The sequence below is a fragment of the Streptomyces pseudovenezuelae genome (assembly GCF_029892565.1).
GTDB lineage: Bacteria > Actinomycetota > Actinomycetes > Streptomycetales > Streptomycetaceae > Streptomyces > Streptomyces pseudovenezuelae_A.
Window position 1 is genome coordinate 518,835 of record NZ_JARXVH010000005.1, and the last position, 18,020, is coordinate 536,854.

The 18,020-nt window shown below is 71.4% G+C and carries 18 protein-coding genes; 10 read left to right on the plus strand and 8 right to left on the minus strand.

Annotated features, from left to right (window positions below; translation table 11 throughout):
• Nucleotides 1-46: 46 nt before the first annotated feature.
• The 4 genes from M2283_RS18810 to M2283_RS18825 all read right to left on the minus strand — a co-directional run bounded on the left by M2283_RS18810 (nucleotide 47) and on the right by M2283_RS18825 (nucleotide 3,272).
• Nucleotides 47-730 carry a response regulator transcription factor gene (locus M2283_RS18810; protein WP_280877422.1) on the minus strand — a complete coding sequence of 228 codons (684 nt, stop codon included), beginning with the start codon at nucleotides 728-730 and terminating at the stop codon, nucleotides 47-49.
• Nucleotides 727-1,950, minus strand: a complete 1,224-nt coding sequence (locus M2283_RS18815; protein WP_280877423.1) for a sensor histidine kinase — start codon at nucleotides 1,948-1,950, stop codon at nucleotides 727-729. Before M2283_RS18815 ends, M2283_RS18810 begins: the two co-directional genes overlap by 4 nt.
• Before the next feature lie 211 nt (nucleotides 1,951-2,161).
• Nucleotides 2,162-2,440 carry a PspA-associated protein PspAA gene (pspAA, locus tag M2283_RS18820; RefSeq protein WP_280877644.1) on the minus strand — a complete coding sequence of 93 codons (279 nt, stop codon included), beginning with the start codon at nucleotides 2,438-2,440 and terminating at the stop codon, nucleotides 2,162-2,164.
• Nucleotides 2,441-2,474: 34 nt separating this feature from the next.
• Nucleotides 2,475-3,272 (minus strand): PspA/IM30 family protein, encoded by a 798-nt coding sequence (locus M2283_RS18825; protein WP_280877424.1) that lies wholly within the window; start codon nucleotides 3,270-3,272, stop codon nucleotides 2,475-2,477.
• Nucleotides 3,273-3,534: 262 nt separating this feature from the next.
• Here M2283_RS18825 and M2283_RS18830 point away from each other — a divergent pair, with 262 nt between their 5' ends.
• The 3 genes from M2283_RS18830 to M2283_RS18840 all read left to right on the plus strand — a co-directional run bounded on the left by M2283_RS18830 (nucleotide 3,535) and on the right by M2283_RS18840 (nucleotide 6,138).
• The gene (locus M2283_RS18830) at nucleotides 3,535-4,173 is read left to right on the plus strand and encodes a DUF3043 domain-containing protein (protein ID WP_280877645.1); all 639 of its coding nucleotides are present in this window, start codon (nucleotides 3,535-3,537) and stop codon (nucleotides 4,171-4,173) included.
• Between the two features lie 68 nt (nucleotides 4,174-4,241).
• On the plus strand, nucleotides 4,242-4,958 hold the full coding sequence (locus M2283_RS18835) for a class I SAM-dependent methyltransferase (RefSeq protein ID WP_280877425.1): 717 nt from the start codon (nucleotides 4,242-4,244) through the stop codon (nucleotides 4,956-4,958).
• 82 nt (nucleotides 4,959-5,040) lie between these two features.
• Nucleotides 5,041-6,138: a S1C family serine protease gene (locus M2283_RS18840; RefSeq protein ID WP_280877426.1), complete on the plus strand. Its 1,098-nt coding sequence runs from the start codon at nucleotides 5,041-5,043 to the stop codon at nucleotides 6,136-6,138.
• 41 nt (nucleotides 6,139-6,179) lie between these two features.
• On the opposite strand, the gene M2283_RS18845 is transcribed toward M2283_RS18840, so the two are convergent.
• Nucleotides 6,180-6,392 carry a hypothetical protein gene (locus tag M2283_RS18845; protein WP_280877427.1) on the minus strand — a complete coding sequence of 71 codons (213 nt, stop codon included), beginning with the start codon at nucleotides 6,390-6,392 and terminating at the stop codon, nucleotides 6,180-6,182.
• A gap of 113 nt (nucleotides 6,393-6,505) precedes the next feature.
• Between M2283_RS18845 and M2283_RS18850 the strand changes: the two genes are divergently transcribed.
• The gene (locus M2283_RS18850) at nucleotides 6,506-7,711 is read left to right on the plus strand and encodes a bifunctional adenosylcobinamide kinase/adenosylcobinamide-phosphate guanylyltransferase (RefSeq protein WP_280877428.1); all 1,206 of its coding nucleotides are present in this window, start codon (nucleotides 6,506-6,508) and stop codon (nucleotides 7,709-7,711) included.
• Here the strand turns inward: M2283_RS18850 and M2283_RS18855 are convergent.
• Nucleotides 7,700-8,332 (minus strand): methyltransferase domain-containing protein, encoded by a 633-nt coding sequence (locus tag M2283_RS18855; RefSeq protein ID WP_280877429.1) that lies wholly within the window; start codon nucleotides 8,330-8,332, stop codon nucleotides 7,700-7,702. The two genes, M2283_RS18850 and M2283_RS18855, sit on opposite strands and share 12 nt — an antisense overlap.
• 138 nt (nucleotides 8,333-8,470) lie before the next feature.
• Between M2283_RS18855 and cobT the strand changes: the two genes are divergently transcribed.
• The 3 genes from cobT (at nucleotide 8,471) to M2283_RS18870 (ending at nucleotide 12,117) form a co-directional block, all read left to right on the plus strand.
• On the plus strand, nucleotides 8,471-9,607 hold the full coding sequence (gene cobT / locus M2283_RS18860; protein ID WP_280877430.1) for a nicotinate-nucleotide--dimethylbenzimidazole phosphoribosyltransferase: 1,137 nt from the start codon (nucleotides 8,471-8,473) through the stop codon (nucleotides 9,605-9,607).
• An 81-nt stretch (nucleotides 9,608-9,688) separates the two neighbouring features.
• On the plus strand, nucleotides 9,689-11,425 hold the full coding sequence (locus M2283_RS18865) for a phosphatidylglycerol lysyltransferase domain-containing protein (protein WP_280877431.1): 1,737 nt from the start codon (nucleotides 9,689-9,691) through the stop codon (nucleotides 11,423-11,425).
• Nucleotides 11,422-12,117 (plus strand): hypothetical protein, encoded by a 696-nt coding sequence (locus M2283_RS18870; RefSeq protein WP_280877432.1) that lies wholly within the window; start codon nucleotides 11,422-11,424, stop codon nucleotides 12,115-12,117. The genes M2283_RS18865 and M2283_RS18870 overlap by 4 nt, the downstream gene beginning before the upstream one ends.
• Before the next feature lie 49 nt (nucleotides 12,118-12,166).
• Here the strand turns inward: M2283_RS18870 and M2283_RS18875 are convergent, their stop codons facing one another.
• Nucleotides 12,167-12,931 (minus strand): hypothetical protein, encoded by a 765-nt coding sequence (locus M2283_RS18875; RefSeq protein WP_280877433.1) that lies wholly within the window; start codon nucleotides 12,929-12,931, stop codon nucleotides 12,167-12,169.
• Nucleotides 12,932-12,991: 60 nt separating this feature from the next.
• Between M2283_RS18875 and M2283_RS18880 the strand changes: the two genes are divergently transcribed.
• On the plus strand, nucleotides 12,992-13,786 hold the full coding sequence (locus M2283_RS18880; RefSeq protein ID WP_280877434.1) for an adenosylcobinamide-GDP ribazoletransferase: 795 nt from the start codon (nucleotides 12,992-12,994) through the stop codon (nucleotides 13,784-13,786).
• Here M2283_RS18880 and M2283_RS18885 read toward each other — a convergent pair whose 3' ends face one another.
• Complete coding sequence (locus M2283_RS18885; RefSeq protein ID WP_280877646.1) at nucleotides 13,787-14,569, minus strand: endo alpha-1,4 polygalactosaminidase; 783 nt, start codon at nucleotides 14,567-14,569, stop codon at nucleotides 13,787-13,789.
• 256 nt (nucleotides 14,570-14,825) lie between these two features.
• On the opposite strand from M2283_RS18885, the gene M2283_RS18890 reads away from it, so the two are divergent.
• Entirely contained in the window at nucleotides 14,826-16,364 is a 1,539-nt protein-coding gene (locus tag M2283_RS18890; RefSeq protein ID WP_280877435.1) for a leucyl aminopeptidase, read from the plus strand.
• 251 nt (nucleotides 16,365-16,615) lie between these two features.
• Nucleotides 16,616-18,004, plus strand: coding sequence for a dihydrolipoyl dehydrogenase (lpdA, locus tag M2283_RS18895; protein WP_280877436.1), 1,389 nt, complete (start codon nucleotides 16,616-16,618; stop codon nucleotides 18,002-18,004).
• The last annotated feature ends 16 nt before the right edge of the window (nucleotides 18,005-18,020 follow it).

Sequence of the window (18,020 nt, forward strand, 5' to 3'; positions counted from 1 at the left end):
GTTCTCGTACGGCGCCTACTCCGGCCGCAGTACAGCCGGGTGGAGTTCACTCCACCCTTGGACGTACCAGCCCCGACTCGTAGGCGATCACGACCAGTTGGGCCCGGTCACGGGCGCCGAGCTTGGCCATGGCCCGGTTGACGTGCGTCTTCACCGTGAGCGGGCTGACCTCCAGGCGCTCGGCGATCTCGTCGTTGGAGAGCCCGCCGGCGACCTGGACCAGCACCTCGCGCTCCCGCACGGTGAGCGCGTCCAGCCGCTCCGCGCGGACCGGGTCACGTCCGTCGTCCGCGCCGCCCTGGGCGAGGAAGCGGGCGATCAGGCCCTTGGTGGCGGCCGGCGAGAGCAGCGCCTCGCCACCGGCCGCGACACGGATGGCGGAGAGGAGCTCGTCGGGTTCGCTGCCCTTGCCGAGGAACCCGGAGGCGCCGGCGCGCAGGGACTGCACGACGTAGTCGTCGACCTCGAAGGTGGTCAGGATGACGACCCGGACGTGCGCGAGGGACGGGTCGGCGCTGATCATGCGGGTGGCCGCGAGGCCGTCGGTGCCCGGCATCCGGATGTCCATCAGCACGACGTCGGCCCGCTCCAGCTTGGCCAGTCGCACCGCCTCCGCGCCGTCGGACGCCTCTCCCACGACCTCCATGTCGGGCTCGGAGTCGACGAGCACACGGAAGGCGCTGCGCAGCAGGGCCTGGTCGTCGGCGAGCAGGACGCGGATCGTCGTCATACGGGGTCCCCCGGGGCGCGTGAGCGGGTCTTGACCGGCAGGATCGCATGGACGCGGAAGCCGCCGCCGTAGCGGGGACCGGTGGTGAGGGTGCCGCGCAGGGCGGTGACGCGTTCGCGCATGCCGAGCAGTCCGTGGCCACCGCCGTTCTCCGGATCGTCGTCCTCGCCGGCGCCGTCGTCCAGGACGGTGATCTCGATGTTCGGTCCCACGCGTACGACGCTGACCTCGGCCTTCGCCTTCGTACCGGCGTGTTTCTGCACGTTGGTGAGGGCCTCCTGGACCACGCGGTAGGCGGCCAGGCCGACGGCGGCGGGCAGGGTGGTGCCGTGGTCGGCGCGGGCGACCTCGACGTGCAGGCCCGCGCTGCGGAAGGTGCCGACGAGTTCGTCGAGGCGGTCGAGGCCGGGCGCCGGTTCGGTGGGGGCCTCGGGGTCGCCGGACTGGCGCAACAGGCCGACGGTGGCGCGCAGTTCGTTGAGCGCGGAGCGGCTGGCCTCGCGTACGTGGGCCAGGGCTTCCTTGGCCTGGTCGGGGCGCTTGTCCATCACGTGCGCGGCGACTCCGGCCTGCACATTGACCAGGGCGATGTGGTGGGCGACGACGTCGTGCAGGTCACGGGCGATACGGAGGCGCTCCTCGGCGACGCGGCGGCGGGCCTCCTCCTCGCGGGTGCGCTCCGCCCGCTCGGCGCGTTCGCGGATGGCCTGGACGACCGCGCGCCGGCTGCGGACGGCGTCTCCGGCGGTGGCGCCGATGCCGGTCCAGGCGAAGATCGCGAGGTTCTCCTGGGCGTACCAGGGCAGGGGCCCTGCCAGCATCGAGGCGCCGGTCAGGACGGTCATCGTCAGCAGGCCCAGGCGCACGGTGGTCGCACGGTCGGTGGTGTACGCGACGGTGTAGAGGGCGATGACCGCGGACATGGCGACAGGGGCGCGGGGGTCTCCGACGACGCACTCGATCAGGGAGACGGTGCCGGTGAGGGCGAGGACCGTCCTCGGGGCGCGGCGGCGGAAGACCAGGGCGAGGGCGCCGAGGGCGATGAGGACGAGGGAGAGGGCGTCGGGGGTGCGGATGCCCCAGTCGACGCCGTGCTTTCCGTGCGGGTCGACGTACGAGCCGGCCACCATGCAGACCAGGACACCGGCTGCGAGTGCCGCGTCCAGCGCGAGGGGGTGCGCCTTCAGGTGGCGTCGGGCGCGGTCTCGGGTGCGGCTCACGTTTGAACAGTACGGCGTCCCTGCGGGGCTTTGAACGGAGGCCAGCTGTAGGTTTCCCGTGCGGTTGAGGGCGTTGACGTGGCCGTTACTGGGGGCTGCGCCTCCAGACTCCCGCTTCGGCCTGGACGGCCTCGTCCTCAAACGCCGGACGGGCTGAAAGACCAACAGCCGCACCGGTGTCGAGACGCTGCCGCCCCTCAGTCCTCTCCCCTCAGCCCGGGATCAGGCCGTCGTCGCTCAGCAGGTCCCGGACTTGCTCCAGGGTCGCGTCCGGGGACGGGAGGATCAGTTCCGAGGGTTCCAGGGAGTCGTCGGGGAGCGGGGTGCCCAGTTCTCGGACCTTGGAGAGGAGGGCCTCCAGGGTTCGGCGGAAGCCCGGGCCGTCGCCGTTCTGCATTTCGCGTAGGAGTTCGTCGTCCAGCTTGTTGAGTTCGGTGAGGTGGCTGTCGGCCAGCCTCACCTGTCCCTCCCCCATGATCCGTACGACCATGTCGCCCATGTGTCGGCCTCCTAGGCGTGGGCCCTCACTGCTTGTCGAAGCGTGGGGTGTCCTGCGGTTGCTGCTGGGCCTGCGACTGGCCGTTGCCGCCCTCGATCGCCTGCTGCTGCGACGAGGAACCGCCGGCCAGTTCGGCCTTCATGCGCTGCAGTTCCAGCTCTACATCCGTACCACCGGAGAGCCGGTCCAGCTCGGTCTGGATGTCGTCCTTGGCCAGACCCGACTGGTCGTCGAGGGCGCCCGAGGCGAGCAGTTCGTCGATGGCGCCGGCGCGGGCCTGCAGCTGGGCCGTCTTGTCCTCGGCACGCTGGATGGCCATGCCGACGTCGCCCATCTCCTCGGAGATGCCCGAGAAGGCCTCGCCGATTCGGGTCTGGGCCTGGGCTGCCGTGTAGGTGGCCTTGATCGTTTCCTTCTTCGTACGGAAGGCGTCGACCTTGGCCTGGAGGCGCTGGGCCGCAAGGGTGAGCTTCTCCTCCTCGCCCTGGAGCGTCGCGTGCTGCGTCTCCAGGTCGGTCACCTGCTGCTGGAGCGCGGCACGGCGGGACAGCGCCTCGCGGGCCAGGTCCTCGCGGCCGAGGGCGAGGGCCTTGCGGCCCTGGTCCTCCAGCTTCGAGGACTGCGACTGCAGCTGGTTGAGCTGGAGCTCCAGACGCTTGCGGGAGGTGGCGACGTCGGCCACTCCCCTGCGTACCTTCTGAAGCAGCTCCAGCTGCTTCTGGTACGAGTAATCGAGGGTTTCGCGCGGGTCCTCGGCCCGGTCAAGGGCCTTGTTCGCCTTCGCGCGGAAGATCATCCCCATACGCTTCATGACACCGCTCATGGGCTTCGCGCGCCCCCTTCTGACGGACTCCAGCTCCAGCTCTGCGACAGAACCCACAGTACGGGCCCTGCATCCATTGACGCACTGTTCCGGGACGGATGCGGTCATCCCCAAGGACGACTGCGATCGCTCCCGCTCCGGCGTAGGGAGTAGGTGTCCCCCCGAGGAAGACCCCCGAAAAGGACCCGGGGCCGGAAGTACGTGCAACGTCCCCTCTGTCCCTTACAGGACGACTGGTGTTGCCGGATCGTTCCCCGCCGGGCTGGGGTCCAACCCCGGCCACCCCTTACCCTTGGGTTTTGTGTTCCGAAGCCGCGCCAAGGAAGAGAAGGCCGCGTACGCCGACAAGGCGTCGCTGACCGACTCCAAGCAGACCCGTGACCCGCAGGCCCCCAAGGGCCGCCCGACGCCCAAGCGCAATGAGGCCCAGTCCCAGCGCCGCAGCGTCGCCAGTACGTCGACCACGCGCAAGGACGCCTCCAAGCGTCAGCGCGAGGAGCGCCGTACCGCGATGCAGCGCCAGCGCCAGGCGCTGGCCAGCGGCGACGAGCGCTATCTGCCCGCGCGGGACAAGGGCCCGGTGCGCAAGTTCGCCCGCGACTGGATCGACTCGCGCTTCAACGTGGCCGAGTTCTTCCTGCCGATGGCCGTGGTCATCCTGGTGCTCAGCATGGTGCGCGTGGGCGCGCTGCAGAGCATCGCGCTGCTGCTGTGGCTGGTCGTGATCGTGCTCATCCTGCTCGACGCGTTCGTCAACGCCTACCGGCTCAAGAAGGCGCTCGCCGAGCGCTTCCCGGACCACAACCGCCGGGGCGCCGTCGCCTACGCGCTGATGCGCTCCCTCCAGATGCGCCGTCTCCGGCTGCCGAAGCCGCAGGTCAAGCGCGGAGAGCGGCCCTGAGCGCGGATTCCTTCTCCGGGGGCGCGGCGGACGCCTGGCTGAGCAAGCTGGGCGGGTTGCGTGACGTGGTGCGTCAGGAGCTTGTCGCTCGGCAGCTCGAAGCTCAGATAACCGGGCGGTTCCCGGTCGGGCAGCGGCTGCGCGTGCTCGACGTGGGGATGGGCCAGGGCACGCAGGCACTGCGGCTGGCCCGCGCCGGACATCAGGTGACCGGGGTCGAGCAGGACCCCACGATGATCTCCGCGGCCCGCGAGGCCGTCGCCGCCGAACCGGAGGGCATCCGGGAGCGGGTGCGGCTGGTGCAGGGCGACGGGCGGGACACGGGGGTGCACTTCCTGCCGGGCAGCTTCGACGTGGTCCTCTGCCACGGGGTGCTCATGTACGTCGGTGATCCGGACGCCCTGCTGGCGGGGCTGGCCCGGATGCTCGCCCAGGGCGGACTGCTGTCGCTGCTCGTGCGCAACGGCGACGCCCTGGCGATGCGGCCGGGGTTGTCGGGCGACTGGGCGGGCGCACTCGACGCCTTCGACACCGTCTCGTACACGAACCGGCTCGGCCTCGACGTGCGCGCCGACCGGCTGGACACGCTCACCGCCACGCTCGCGGGTATCGGGGCACCGCTGCACGCCTGGTACGGCGTCCGGGTCTTCACGGACACGGCGACCGACGGGGCGGAGTCCCCGGCCGACGTGGAGGCGTTGCTGGCGGCCGAGGAGCGGGCCGGGCGGACGGATCCGTACCGGCGGGTGGCGGCGCTGCTGCATCTGTGCGGCGTGCGCGGCTGAGGGCACGCGGGCGCGGGCTTCGGTCAGCTCGTTCGGGTGAACAGGGCAAGCCGGACAATCACCCCGAAGAGACACTCGGGGCATGGATGCTTCCCGTAACCGTGCCGTCCGGCTGCTCGCGCCCGTCGCCATCCTGTCCTGCTCCCTTGCCCTGCTGAGCGGGTGCTCCGGGTCCGGTTCCTCGGGTGAGCACAAGACGTCCAAAGCGCGGACCGAGCAGGCCGCGCAGGCTGCCGAAGTCGCCGCTCCCGCGTCCGGCGACGATCTGCAGAGCGACTACCTGAAGGTGATCAAGGACGTTCTGCCGTCGGTGGTGCAGATCCAGGCCAGCAACGATCTGGGGTCCGGGGTCGTGTACGACGACCAGGGGCACATCGTCACCAACGCGCACGTCGTCGGGGACGAGACGACCTTCAAGGTGACGACCGCCAACAGCGAGGACGTGCTCAGCGCCGAGCTCGTCTACTCCTACCCCGAGCAGGATCTCGCCGTGGTGAAGCTGGACAAGGTGCCGGACGGGCTCAAGGCGGCCTCCTTCGCCGACTCCTCGAAGGTCGATGTCGGGCAGATCGTCCTCGCCATGGGCTCGCCGCTCGGGCTGTCGTCCAGCGTGACGCAGGGCATCGTGTCGGCGACCGGACGGACCGTCAGCGAGGGCGGCAGCGACGGGGGTACGGGCGCGACCATCGCCAACATGGTGCAGACCTCGGCCGCGATCAACCCCGGCAACAGCGGGGGCGCGCTCGTCAATCTCGACGGGCAGGTCATCGGCATCCCGACCCTCGCGGCCACCGACCCCGACCTCGGGGGCAGCGCCGCGCCGGGCATCGGGTTCGCGATCCCGTCCTCGATGGTGAAGACGGTCGCCGACCAGATCATCAAGGACGGCAAGGTGACCGACTCGGGCCGGGCCGCGCTCGGCATCACGGGCCGTACGGTCGTCGACGGCAGCTACCGGGCCGCCGGCGTCGCCGTCGTCGAGGTGAAGAGCGGCGGGGCGGCCGACAAGGCGGGTATCGAGGCCGGGGACATCATCACCAGGCTGGGTGACACGGACATCACCACGATCACGTCGCTCTCGGAGGCGCTGGCCGAGGACAGGCCGGGGCAGAAGACGACGGTGACGTACACACGCGACGGCAACGAGGACAAGGCGGGCGTGACGCTGGGCGAGCAGTGACCGAGGGGGCGGCCGGTCGCCGCCCCCTCATCGACTACGGGCTACGCGTCCTGGGCGTGCAGGCTCATGGGACCGTAGATCTCCGTGGTGTCCTCGAACAGCCGCACCTGGTCCGCGCCGCCTTCGAGTAGTGCCTTCCAGTGCTCCCCGATCCAGGACTCGGCATCCCCCTGCGTCGTGAACTCCTCGGGCTGCACCGCGGGCGGGACCTCCGCCCCGTCGGTCTTCTCGAACCGCCACGTCCATGCCGCCATGTACGCCTCCCGTGTCTGAGCACCTGCAGAGCGAGAGCCGGATCTTGGTCCGGCTCCTGCCTGAAGCCTAGTCGGACGGGCAACACCTGCGCAGACACGCGAAAATCACTTCTGTGGAAGTAACACTGCTCGGCACCGGTGCCCCGGCGGGCCTGCCCCGCCCCGACTGTCCCTGCGCGACCTGCGCCGGCTCCCTCGGGGAGCACGCGCGCGCGGCGACCGCGCTGCTCATCGACGGAACGTTGCTCCTTGACCTGACACCGGGTGCGGCCTTCGCGGCGGCGCGGGCCGGGCGTTCGCTCGGCGGCGTACGGCAGGTGCTGTTGTCGCATCCGCACGACGGGCCCGCCGTCGAGGTGCCGGTGGGGCTGCCGCAGCCCGGGCGGGTGCCGGACGGGCGGGAGTTGGCGCTGCTGACGGGGCATCGGGTGCGGGCGGTGGCGATGGACGCGCCGGGCACCGGGTACGCGGTGACCGGTCCTGACGGACAGCGGCTGCTGTATCTGCCGCCCGGGGGTGCGCCGGCCGGCCTGGAGAACAACGGGACCGTGGAGTCGTACGCCATGGTGCTCTCCGATGTCGTGGGGCGGCCGGACGCGCTCGCCCGGCTGCGCGCGGTCGGAGCGCTCGGGCCGACCACGGACGTCCTCGGCGTCCATCTGGACCATGACGTGCCGCCCGGCGCCGAGCTGCGCCGGCGGCTGGCCGCGGCGGGCGCGCGGGCCGTGCCGGACGGGACGACCCTGACCGTGGGGGTGTACGAGGACGTGCCCGACGTACCGCGGCGGACGCTGGTCCTCGGCGGGGCCCGGTCCGGGAAGTCGGTGGAGGCCGAGCGGCGGCTCGAAGCCTTTCCGGACGTGCTGTACGTGGCGACGGGCGGCACGCGCGGCGGGGACACCGAGTGGGCGTCCCGGGTCGCCGTGCACCGGGACCGGCGCCCGGGCTCATGGCGGACCACCGAGACCTGCGATCTCGTGCCCCTGCTCAAGGACGACGGGGCACCGCTGCTCATCGACTGTCTGTCCCTGTGGCTGACGGACGCCATGGACTCCGTGGGGGCGTGGGACGACGCCGTGTGGGCGGACGGCGGGGAACGCGCGCTGCGCGAGCGGGTGCGGGAGTTGACGGAGGCGGTCCGGGCGAGCCGACGGACCGTGGTCGCCGTCTCGAACGAGGTCGGGTCGGGGATCGTGCCGGCCACGGCGTCGGGGCGGCGCTACCGGGACGAGCTGGGCCGGCTGAACGCCGCGTTCGCGAGCGAGTGCGAGCAGGTGGTGCTGGTGGTGGCGGGCCAGGCGCTGGTGCTACGGGGCTGAGGGCACCCGGCGCGCGATGAGACGGGCGGTGGGGCGGAGGCGGTCGAAGCGGTCGAGGAACCGGCGGTCGAGGAGCCGACGGGGCTTCGGCGGGACGATCGTGCAGCCCTGGGACTCCAGCTCCGTGCGCAGGGCGTCCGAGCGGGGGCGGGGCGTCTCCAGGACGAGGAGGCCGCCGGGGCGGAGGAGGGTGAGGGCCGCCCGGAGTTCCTCGTCGGGGGTCGACGGGCCCAGCAGGGTGACGACGTCGTAGCGGGCGCGCAGGGCCCTGGTGAGCTGCGGGTCCGTCAGATCGCCCACGTACGCCTCCTCCACACGTTCCGCCTCGCGGGCCGCCAGCACGCGCGCGGTGGGGTCGAGGCCGTCGAAGGACGTGTAGGGGAAGAGCTCCTTCGCCGTCGCCGGGAAGTGGGCGTGGCCGGTGCCGACGTCCAGCCAGCTCTCCGGTTCGGGGTCGACTCCCAGCAGCGCGCGGGCAGTTGAACGATGGCGGCGGCGCCGGTCGAGGTCTTCGGCACGCGCGCGCAGGGCGCCGGCCCGGGTGCCCAGGGCGGAGAGCCCGGAGCGGGCGGACCGGACGGATCGTGCGGAGAGTAGGGAGAGTGCGGCTAGTGATGACATGTGCGGCTCCCGAAGACGTATGACAATCCGCTGCAAAGCGGAACATATGGGGTCTTGATCTTGGGAGCAAAGACGTCACGCACGCGTGGTGCCCATGTGGCGCGGAACCGTTCGATCGGTGCCGGTACTGTTCGGCGAATGAGCTCGCTTAATCTCGACGACTTCTCCGATCTGATCGAGCGCCCCGACGGCGGAGTGCGCCGCGACGCCGAGGCGCGCAGGGAGCGTCAGATCGTGCCGCCCGGGTCGCTGGGCCGCCTCGACGAACTGGGTGAGTGGCTGGCCGCGGCGCAGTCCGCCGTACCGGTGCGGCCGATCGGACAGCCGCGGGTCGTGCTCTTCGCCGGTGACCACGGAGTGGCCGAACTCGGCGTCTCCGCGCGGCCCGCGGGCAGCGCCGGGCAGCTGGTGCGGGACGTCCTGGAGGGCGGCCGGCCGGTGTCGGTACTGGCGCGGCGGCTCGGGGTGCCGGTACGGGTCGTCGACCTGGCCCTGGACTGCGACCCCGAGACGCTGCCCGACGAGGTCGTACGGCATCGGGTGCGGCGCGGCAGCGGGCGGATCGACATCGAGGACGCGCTGACTCCGGAGGAGGCGGAGGCCGCCTTCCGCGCCGGGATGGCGGTGGCCGACGAGGAAGCCGACTCCGGTACGGATCTGGTGGTGCTCGGCGATGTGAGCGTGGGCGGGACGACGCCGGCGGGCGTGCTGGTCGCGGCGCTGTGCGGGACCGACGCGTCCGTGGTGACCGGGCGGGGCGGGCTCGCGATCGACGACCTGGCGTGGATGCGCAAGTGCGCGGCGATCCGCGACGCGCTGCGCCGGGCACGGCCGGTGCTCGGGGAACAGTTGCAGCTCCTGGCGACCGTGGGCGGGGCCGACCTCACCGCGATGACGGGCTTCCTGCTGCAGAGCGCCGTGCGCAAGACGCCGGTGATCCTGGACGGGGTGGTGGCCGCCGCCTGTGCGCTGGTGGCCCAGCGGATCGCGTTCCGGGCGCCGGACTGGTGGCTGGCCGCGCACGACAGCGGGGAGCCGGGACAGGCGAAGGCGCTGGACCGGATGGCACTGGAGCCGCTGCTGGCGCACGGGGTGACGGTGGGTGAGGGCGCGGGGGCGCTGCTGGCTCTGCCTTTGGTGCAGGCCGCCGCCGCGCTGGCCGCCGAGCTGCCGGAGAAGCCCGAGGAGACGGAGAAGCCGGAGGAGTCTGCGGCTGCCGAGGTGTCCGGGGAACCGGAGGTCTCCGGTGAACCGGCGAAAGAGGAGACCGAGTAGGCCGTAAAGAGCCGAAAGTCGACCGGACGTCAGACGAAAGAAGGACGGTTCGTCAGGGCATCACCCATATGATCCTTCTCCATGGGAGATGCCCGAATTGCCTCGCGGCGGGCCGCCGCATTCGCCGTCTGGTACCTGCGGCTCGTCGCGTTCGTCAACTTTCTGAGCGCGATCTGGGTCTCCCTGGGGCAGGACGTGCGGCGGCACAACCAGGAGAACTTCTTCACGCCGTACCTGCTCACCGCCGGCTTCGCGTCCGGGGTGTTCACCGTCTTCCTGGCCATCACCATGCGGCGCCGCAAGCGCGCCGCATGGATCCTGAACCTCGCCCTTGCCGGCCCCTTCCTCGCGCTGTTCTCCTTCGCGATGGCGTTCCCGGAGATGCGCCGGCCCGCGCAGAACTGGATCTCGCTGGCCCTCACCGTCGGCTTCGTCGTCGCCCTCCTGGTCGGGCGGCGGGAGTTCTACGCGAAGGGTGACCGGTCCAACCCGAAGCTCGCCGCCGCCGTCGCGGTGGGCGGCACCGTGGCCTGCTCGCTGCTCGCCACGCTGCTGGTGACGGTCACCAACCAGGCGTCGGACGCGGCCCGTTCGACGTTCCTTGAGCGCTGGCACTACGGCACGTTCCGGCTGGTCTCGGTCGCCGCGAGCGAGGCCCGCTTCCCCGGCATCGAGACGCCGAACTGGGTGAACGTCGGCATCAACGTGCTCAGCACGGTCCTGGTCCTCGCCGTCTTCTACGCCGCCTTCCGCTCCCGGCGCGCGGTCGACCCGCTCACCGAGGACGACGAGAAGCGGCTGCGGGAGCTGCTTGAGCGGCAGGGCGAGCGGGACTCGCTCGGCTACTTCGCGCTGCGCCGGGAGAAGAGCGTGGTGTGGTCGCCGACCGGCAAGGCGGCCGTCGCCTACCGGGTCGTGGGCGGTGTCTCGCTGGCCTCCGGGGATCCGATCGGCGACCCCGAGGCCTGGCCGGGTGCCATCGAGCCGTGGCTCGCCGAGGCCCGCGCGCACGGGTGGATCCCGGCGGTGATGGGGGCCGGCGAGGAGGCCGGGACGGTGTACGCGCGGCACGGCCTGGACGCCCTTGAACTCGGCGACGAGGCGCTGGTGGAGGTCGCCGACTTCACGCTGGAGGGGCGGGCCATGCGGACCGTGCGGCAGACCTACAACCGGGTGAAGCGGGCCGGATACACGGTGCGGATCCGGCGGCACGAGGACATCCCCGCCGACGAGTTGGCATATCTGCTGAAGCGCGCCGACGACTGGCGGGACGGGGCCACCGAGCGCGGGTTCAGCATGGCGCTGGGGCGGCTCGGGGATCCCGAGGACGGGCGCTGCGTGATGCTGGAGTGCACGGACGCGGAGGGGCGGCTGCGGGCGCTGCTGTCCTTCGTGCCGTGGGGGCCGCACGGGCTCTCGCTCGACCTCATGCGGCGCGACCGGGACTCCGAGAACGGGCTGATGGAGTTCATGGTGATCGAACTCCTGCGCAGGGGCCGGGAGATCGGGATCACCCAGGTCTCGCTCAACTTCGCCATGTTCCGATCGGTCTTCGAACGTGGCGGGCGGCTCGGCGCCGGCCCGGTGCTGCGGCTGTGGCGGTCACTGCTCAGTTTCTTCTCACGCTGGTGGCAGATCGAGTCCCTGTACCGGGCCAACGCCAAGTACCGGCCCATCTGGGAGCCCCGGTTCCTGCTCTTCGAGAAGAGCGCGGACCTGCCGCGCATCGGCATCGCGTCGGCGAGAGCGGAAGGATTCCTGGAGGCGCCGGGGTTGCCGAAGTGGCTGCACCGCAAGCATCTGGAGACGCACAGATGACGCACCTCGCCCGCTGGGCCCGCGCCGAATGGGGACTGCTCTACGTCACCGTGCGCGAGCCGCTGCTGAAGCGGCGCTGGCGGGCGATCCCGATGACGCTCGGGGCGGTGGCTCTCACGGCGGTCGTACAGATCGTGCAGAACCAGTCCTGGGGCTTCCGGTTCGTGCAGGACATCGGCGCGGTCCGGGCCCAGGATCCGCTGTGGCTGGCCCTGCTCCGCACCCCCCTCTCCCTGTTCGTGCCGGCACTGGACCTGCCCGTGTGGGGCGCGCTGGCGCAGGTGCTGTTCGTCTTCGGCATCGCGGAGATCTGCCTCGGTTGGTGGCGCACCCTCGTCATCGCCTACGCGGCCACCCTCGCCGGCACGCTGTACGCGCGCGTGGGCATCTCCCTGGGCCCGGGCAGCCCGTTCGGCCTTTCCGCCTCGGACGCCCAGGTCGTCGACACCGGCCCGTCGGCGGCGGTGGTCGGTCTCGCGGTCTTCCTCGGCTGGCGCTACGGCGCCTACGTCACGGCGGGCGCGGTGGCCCTGGCGATGGTGGTCGAGGTGCTGCTGAAGGACAACCTGGCAGGCAAGGAACACCTCGCGGCGATCGCCGCGGTGGCGGTGCTGTGCGGGGTGTCGGCGCTGCGGCACCGGAAGCGGGGGCCGAGGGCACGGGGACCGGAGCCGGGCTCCCCGCCACCTTGAAGCCCTCGGCGACGCCGTCACCCCCAGAGCAGCGCCTGTGGCGACACCGTCACCCCCGAGGCAGCGCCCGCTGTGGCTCCGGGTCCGGCTTGCCGCCGATCCAGTCCTGGAACCTGCGGCTGGGGCCCGCCCAGCGGCGGTCGTGGTGGTAGGCGCGGAGGGTGGAACGGGCGCGGGCTCGTGGACGGCGGCGGTAGAAGCGGCGGGCCCAGGGGGAGCCGGGGCGGGCCAGCCGGACCAGGCCGATCAGACCGACCAGCGGGACGATCACGCTGAAGATCGCCAGTCGGGCCTTGCCCTTGGCCAGGACCGCCAGCGCGAACACGAAGTTGATCACTACCGTCGTGATCACGCCGCCCCGGTCCTGGAGCTCCTCCTGGCTCATGTCGTTGACCCCGAACGGCGAGAAACCGGAGAGTACGAGGCCGACCAGGGCCGCCGTCAGCACGACGACCTCGACGCTCTGGCGGCCCTCCTCGCTCCAGTAGACGTCGTCGAGGTGGAGGATCAGCGCGAACTCGTCGAGGACCAGACCCGCGCCGATCCCGAAGATGACCGCGCAGGCGGCCGAGCCGAAGCCGTGCCGGCCGCCGGCCACCGCCCCGAAGCCGCCGATGATGGTCAGCACGATGCCCGGCACGACGTGGTGGATGTGCAGCCCGCCCGCCTTGACGTTGCCGAACGGCCCCTTGCCCGCCCGGATGAGGCGGGTGATCATGCGCGTGATCAGGAACGTCAGGACGAAGGCCGCCAGGGCGAGGAGCAACGGCAGCTTGCCGGGCTCGATGACGTTCCGGTGCAACCAATGTCCCATATGTGCACTTTATCCATGCCCTGCGTCTTCGCCCGCGCGACCGCCGGGTAACCTGCGCCGGTGGCTGCGCCCTCTGCGACTCCCTGGCCGGACGGCCTCCGCTTCGCCTTCGGCACCCTCACCGCGCTCCCGGTCGGGGTGACCCGCTGGGACCGGGACGCGGCACGCGCCGGCATGCTCTGCGCCCCGGCGGCCGGACTGGTGGTCGGCGCGGGCGCTGCCCTGCTCGGGGTCCTGCTGCTGGCGCTGGGCGCGGGGGCGCTGCTCGCCGCCGTCGCCTCCGCCGCCGTACCCGCCGTACTCACCCGTGGTCTGCATCTCGACGGGCTCGCGGACACCGCCGACGGGCTCGGCAGCGGGAAGCCCGCCGAGGACGCGCTGCGGATCATGAAGCAGTCGGACATCGGGCCGTTCGGTGTGATCACGCTGGTGTTCGTGCTGCTGGCGCAGGTGGCCGCGCTGGCACAGGCCTACGGCGACTCGTGGGCCCGGGGCGCGCTCGCCGCCGTCGTCTCGGCGACCACCGCCCGGCTCGCGCTCACCCTGGCCGCCCGGGCGGGTGTGCCGGCGGCGCGGCCCGAGGGGCTGGGGGCTGCGGTCGCGGGGGTCGTGCCGGTGCGGGGCGCGGTGGGCGTGGGGGTGGTCGTGGTGGCGCTCGCGGCGGCCGGGGGCGCGTTCTTCGGGACGTACGACGTGGTCCGTACGACGGTCGCGGTGGTCGTCGGGCTCGGCGGTGCCGAACTGCTGTTGCGGCACTGCACGCGCCGGTTCGGCGGGGTGACCGGTGATGTGTTCGGGGCGCTCGCCGAAACGGCCGCGGCTCTCTCGCTGCTCGTGTTGTCCCTCGGGCACTGATCAGCAGGCCCTGCGCCACGCTCCGAGTTCGTACTTCTTGAGCATCGAACTCAGCTTCAGGCGGCGGGAGTCGGCGCAGAAGCGGCTGGTGGGCAGCTCGTACTCGACGTGGAAGACCGCCTTGTCGGCCTTGACGAAGGGAGTCAGGTCGGCGCATTCGCCGTACTGGGCGCACTGTTCGTTGACCGCGAAGTCGAAGTCCCCCACCAGCTGCGGGATTTGGTCGAGGTCGTTCTTCAGGCCGACCGACATGCCCCGGTCGTGGGCCAGACGCGCGATCAGGCGGTTGTAGCGGAGCTGGTCGGCGGCCTTGAGGGGGAAGCCGGTGCGGTTCTTGTAGCCGTCCATGTTGTCCGGCTCCACCGCGTCGAAGCCCTTGTCGCGGCACATGTCGAAGCGGGCCGCCATCAGCGGTTCGAGGACGTCGGTGCGGCGGATGTCGAGCCAGCGCTCGCCCTTCCAGCCGTTGCCCTTGCCGAGCACCGACTTGGGGAACTTCTTCGCGTCGGGGCGCCAGTCCTCGTACGCGCCGGTGGAGAGGTAGCAGATGACCTTGCGGCCCTTGGCGTGCAGCGCGGAGACGGTGGCCTTGGACTGGTCGAAGCCGTCGATGTCGTAGACCGGCACGTCCACGGAGGTGTCGACGCGACCGCTGAGCTGCCACTGCCAGGCCACCCCCGGGCGCGGCTGCCAGCGGGCGTCGGAGCGGGACTCGTCGTCGGGCGTGCCGGCGCAGCCCGCGAGGAGCGCGAGCAGGGCGAGCAGGAGGGGCGGGCGGCTCAGGGCGCGGGTCAAGGTGCGGGCTCCAGGTGTGCGGCGAGGGGGCACAGGAATGATCTCCGATGCCGAGGACAGGTGAACGTCCGGGGGAATGAGTGAACGCACACACGCGCGTAGGCTCGTGCCGACTGTTCGCCGCACCGGGGAAGGCCCCGCTCAAACCGCATCCCTTGGCCGGATCTAGGGTCGGCTGTCGGGCCCGGTCGACCCACACAGTTCGACCACTGCAACTTCACATCGGAAGCGAGATTTCACCACCGTGACTGCTCTCACTCTCAGCACCGCCGCGGCGCCCGGTCTGCGTGCCGACGCGATCGTGCTCGGTGTCGCCAAGGGCACTGGATCGAGGTCCGGGGACCTGGTCGTCGCCCCCGGCGCCGAAGCCGTCGACAAGGCCTACGACGGCGGGCTCGCCGGCATCCTGGAAACCCTCGGCGCCTCCGGTGCCGAGGGCGAGGTGACGAAGCTGCCGGCACCGTCCGGCTTCAAGTCCCCGCTCGTGGTGGCGGTCGGCCTGGGCGCGGAGCCCGAGAAGGACTCCGCGTACGACGCCGAGGCGCTGCGCAAGGCCGCCGGTGCGGCGGCCCGTGCCCTCACCGGGGCCAAGAAGGCCGTCTTCGTGCTGCCGATCGGCGACGCCGCCGACGTCGGCGCGATCGGCGAGGGCGTGCTGCTCGGCGCGTACTCCTTCGACACCTACAAGGACAACGGCAAGGACGCCAAGGCCAAGAACGGCAAGGCGCCGCTCGCCGAGGCCGCCCTGCTCGGCGCCAAGCCCCGCGACAAGGACCACAAGGCGGCCGTCGAGCGCGCCACCGCCGTCGCCGAGGAGCTCAACCGCGCCCGCGACCTGATCAACACCCCGCCGAACGACCTCACCCCCGAGACGTTCGCCGCGATCACGCAGGCGGCCGCCAAGGAGCACGGCATCAAGGTGCAGGTGCTCGACGTGAAGGCGCTGGAGAAGGGCGGCTACGGCGGCATCCTCGGCGTCGGCGCCGGCTCCGCCGCGGGCCCGCGGCTGGTGAAGCTGTCGTACACCTCGTCCAAGGCGAAGAAGCACCTCGCGTTCGTCGGCAAGGGCATCACGTACGACTCGGGCGGCATCTCGCTGAAGCCGGCCGGGCACAACGAGACGATGAAGTGCGACATGAGCGGTGCGGCGGCGGTCTTCGCCGCCGTGGTCGCCGCCGCGCGCCTGGGTCTTGAGGTCAACGTCACCGGCTGGCTGGCGCTCGCCGAGAACATGCCCTCCGGTTCCGCGACCCGTCCCGGTGACGTGCTGCGCATGTACAGCGGCAAGACGGTCGAGGTCCTCAACACCGACGCCGAGGGCCGGCTGGTCCTGGCGGACGCCCTGTGGGCCGCCTCCGCCGAGAAGCCGGACGCCGTCGTCGACGTCGCGACCCTGACCGGCGCGATGATGCTGGCGCTGGGCAACCGGACGTTCGGGATCATGGCGAACGACGACGCGTTCCGCTCCGCGCTGCACGAGGCGGCGGAGGAGGTCGGGGAGCCGGCGTGGCCGATGCCGCTGCCGGAGCACCTGCGCAAGGGCATGGACTCCCCCACCGCGGACATCGCGAACATGGGCGAGCGGATGGGCGGCGGCCTGGTCGCCGGCCTCTTCCTGCGCGAGTTCGTGGGTGAGGGGATCACCTGGGCGCACCTGGACATCGCGGGTCCCGCCTTCAACGAGGGCGGGCCGTTCGGCTACACGCCCAAGGGCGGTACGGGTACGGCGGTACGGACGCTGGTCCGCCTGGCCGAGCTGGCCGCTTCGGGAGACCTTGGCTGAAGTGACTGACGGTGAGGGGGCTCCGCGCGCGGGTAGGGCGGAGCCCCCTCTTCCGTGCCCCGCGACGCCCGCTCGACTGAACGTGGGACGTCTCACACACCGCCCTGGCGTCTCGTCCACCCCCGACAAGTGCGAAGATGGGCCTCGGCAGGACAGGGCCCCCACCACAGGGCCGAAGAAAGAGCGGCCGGACACCAGCCGCCGACCGGTCACCGCTGACCGGCGTGGCGCACATGCATGGAGGACGTGACGTGGCGAACGACGCCAGCACCGTTTTCGACCTAGTGATCCTCGGCGGTGGTAGTGGCGGTTACGCCGCGGCCCTGCGCGGGGCGCAGCTGGGACTGGACGTCGCCCTGATCGAGAAGGACAAGGTCGGCGGCACCTGCCTGCACAAGGGGTGCATCCCCACCAAGGCCCTGCTGCACGCGGGCGAGATCGCCGACCAGGCCCGCGAGAGCGAGCAGTTCGGCGTCAAGGCCACCTTCGAGGGCATCGACGTCCCCGCGGTCCACAAGTACAAGGACGGCGTCGTCGCCGGTCTGTACAAGGGTCTGCAGGGTCTGATCGCCTCCCGCAAGGTGACGTACATCGAGGGCACGGGCCGTCTGTCGTCCCCGACCTCCGTCGACGTGAACGGCCAGCGCGTCCAGGGCCGCCACGTCCTGCTGGCGACCGGCTCCGTGCCGAAGTCGCTGCCCGGCCTGGAGATCGACGGCAACCGGATCATCTCCTCCGACCACGCCCTCGTCCTGGACCGCGTACCGAAGTCCGCGATCATCCTGGGCGGCGGTGTCATCGGCGTCGAGTTCGCCTCGGCGTGGAAGTCCTTCGGCGCGGACGTCACCGTGATCGAGGGCCTCAAGCACCTCGTCCCGGTCGAGGACGAGAACTCCTCCAAGCTTCTTGAGCGCGCGTTCCGCAAGCGCGGCATCAAGTTCAACCTGGGCACCTTCTTCTCCAAGGCCGAGTACACGGCCGACGGCGTCAAGGTCACCCTCGCCGACGGCAAGGAGTTCGAGGCGGAGATCCTCCTCGTCGCCGTCGGCCGCGGCCCCGTCTCCGCCGGTCTCGGCTACGAGGAGCAGGGCGTCGCGATGGACCGGGGCTATGTCCTGGTCGACGAGTACATGCGGACGAACGTCCCGACCATCTCCGCCGTCGGTGACCTGGTCCCGACGCTCCAGCTCGCGCACGTCGGCTTCGGCGAGGGCATCCTGGTGGCAGAGCGGCTGGCCGGTCTCAAGACCGTTCCGATCGACTACGACGGTGTCCCGCGGGTGACGTACTGCCACCCCGAGGTCGCCTCCGTGGGCATCACCGAGGCCAAGGCCAAGGAGATCTACGGTGCGGACAAGGTCGTCGCTCTGAAGTACAACCTCGCGGGCAACGGCAAGAGCAAGATCCTGAACACCGCGGGCGAGATCAAGCTCGTCCAGGTGAAGGACGGTGCCGTGGTCGGCGTCCACATGGTCGGCGACCGCATGGGCGAGCAGGTCGGCGAGGCCCAGTTGATCTACAACTGGGAAGCGCTGCCCGCCGAGGTCGCCCAGCTCATCCACGCCCACCCGACGCAGAACGAGGCGCTCGGCGAGGCCCACCTGGCCCTGGCCGGCAAGCCCCTGCACTCGCACGACTGACCCTCGGTCGACGAAC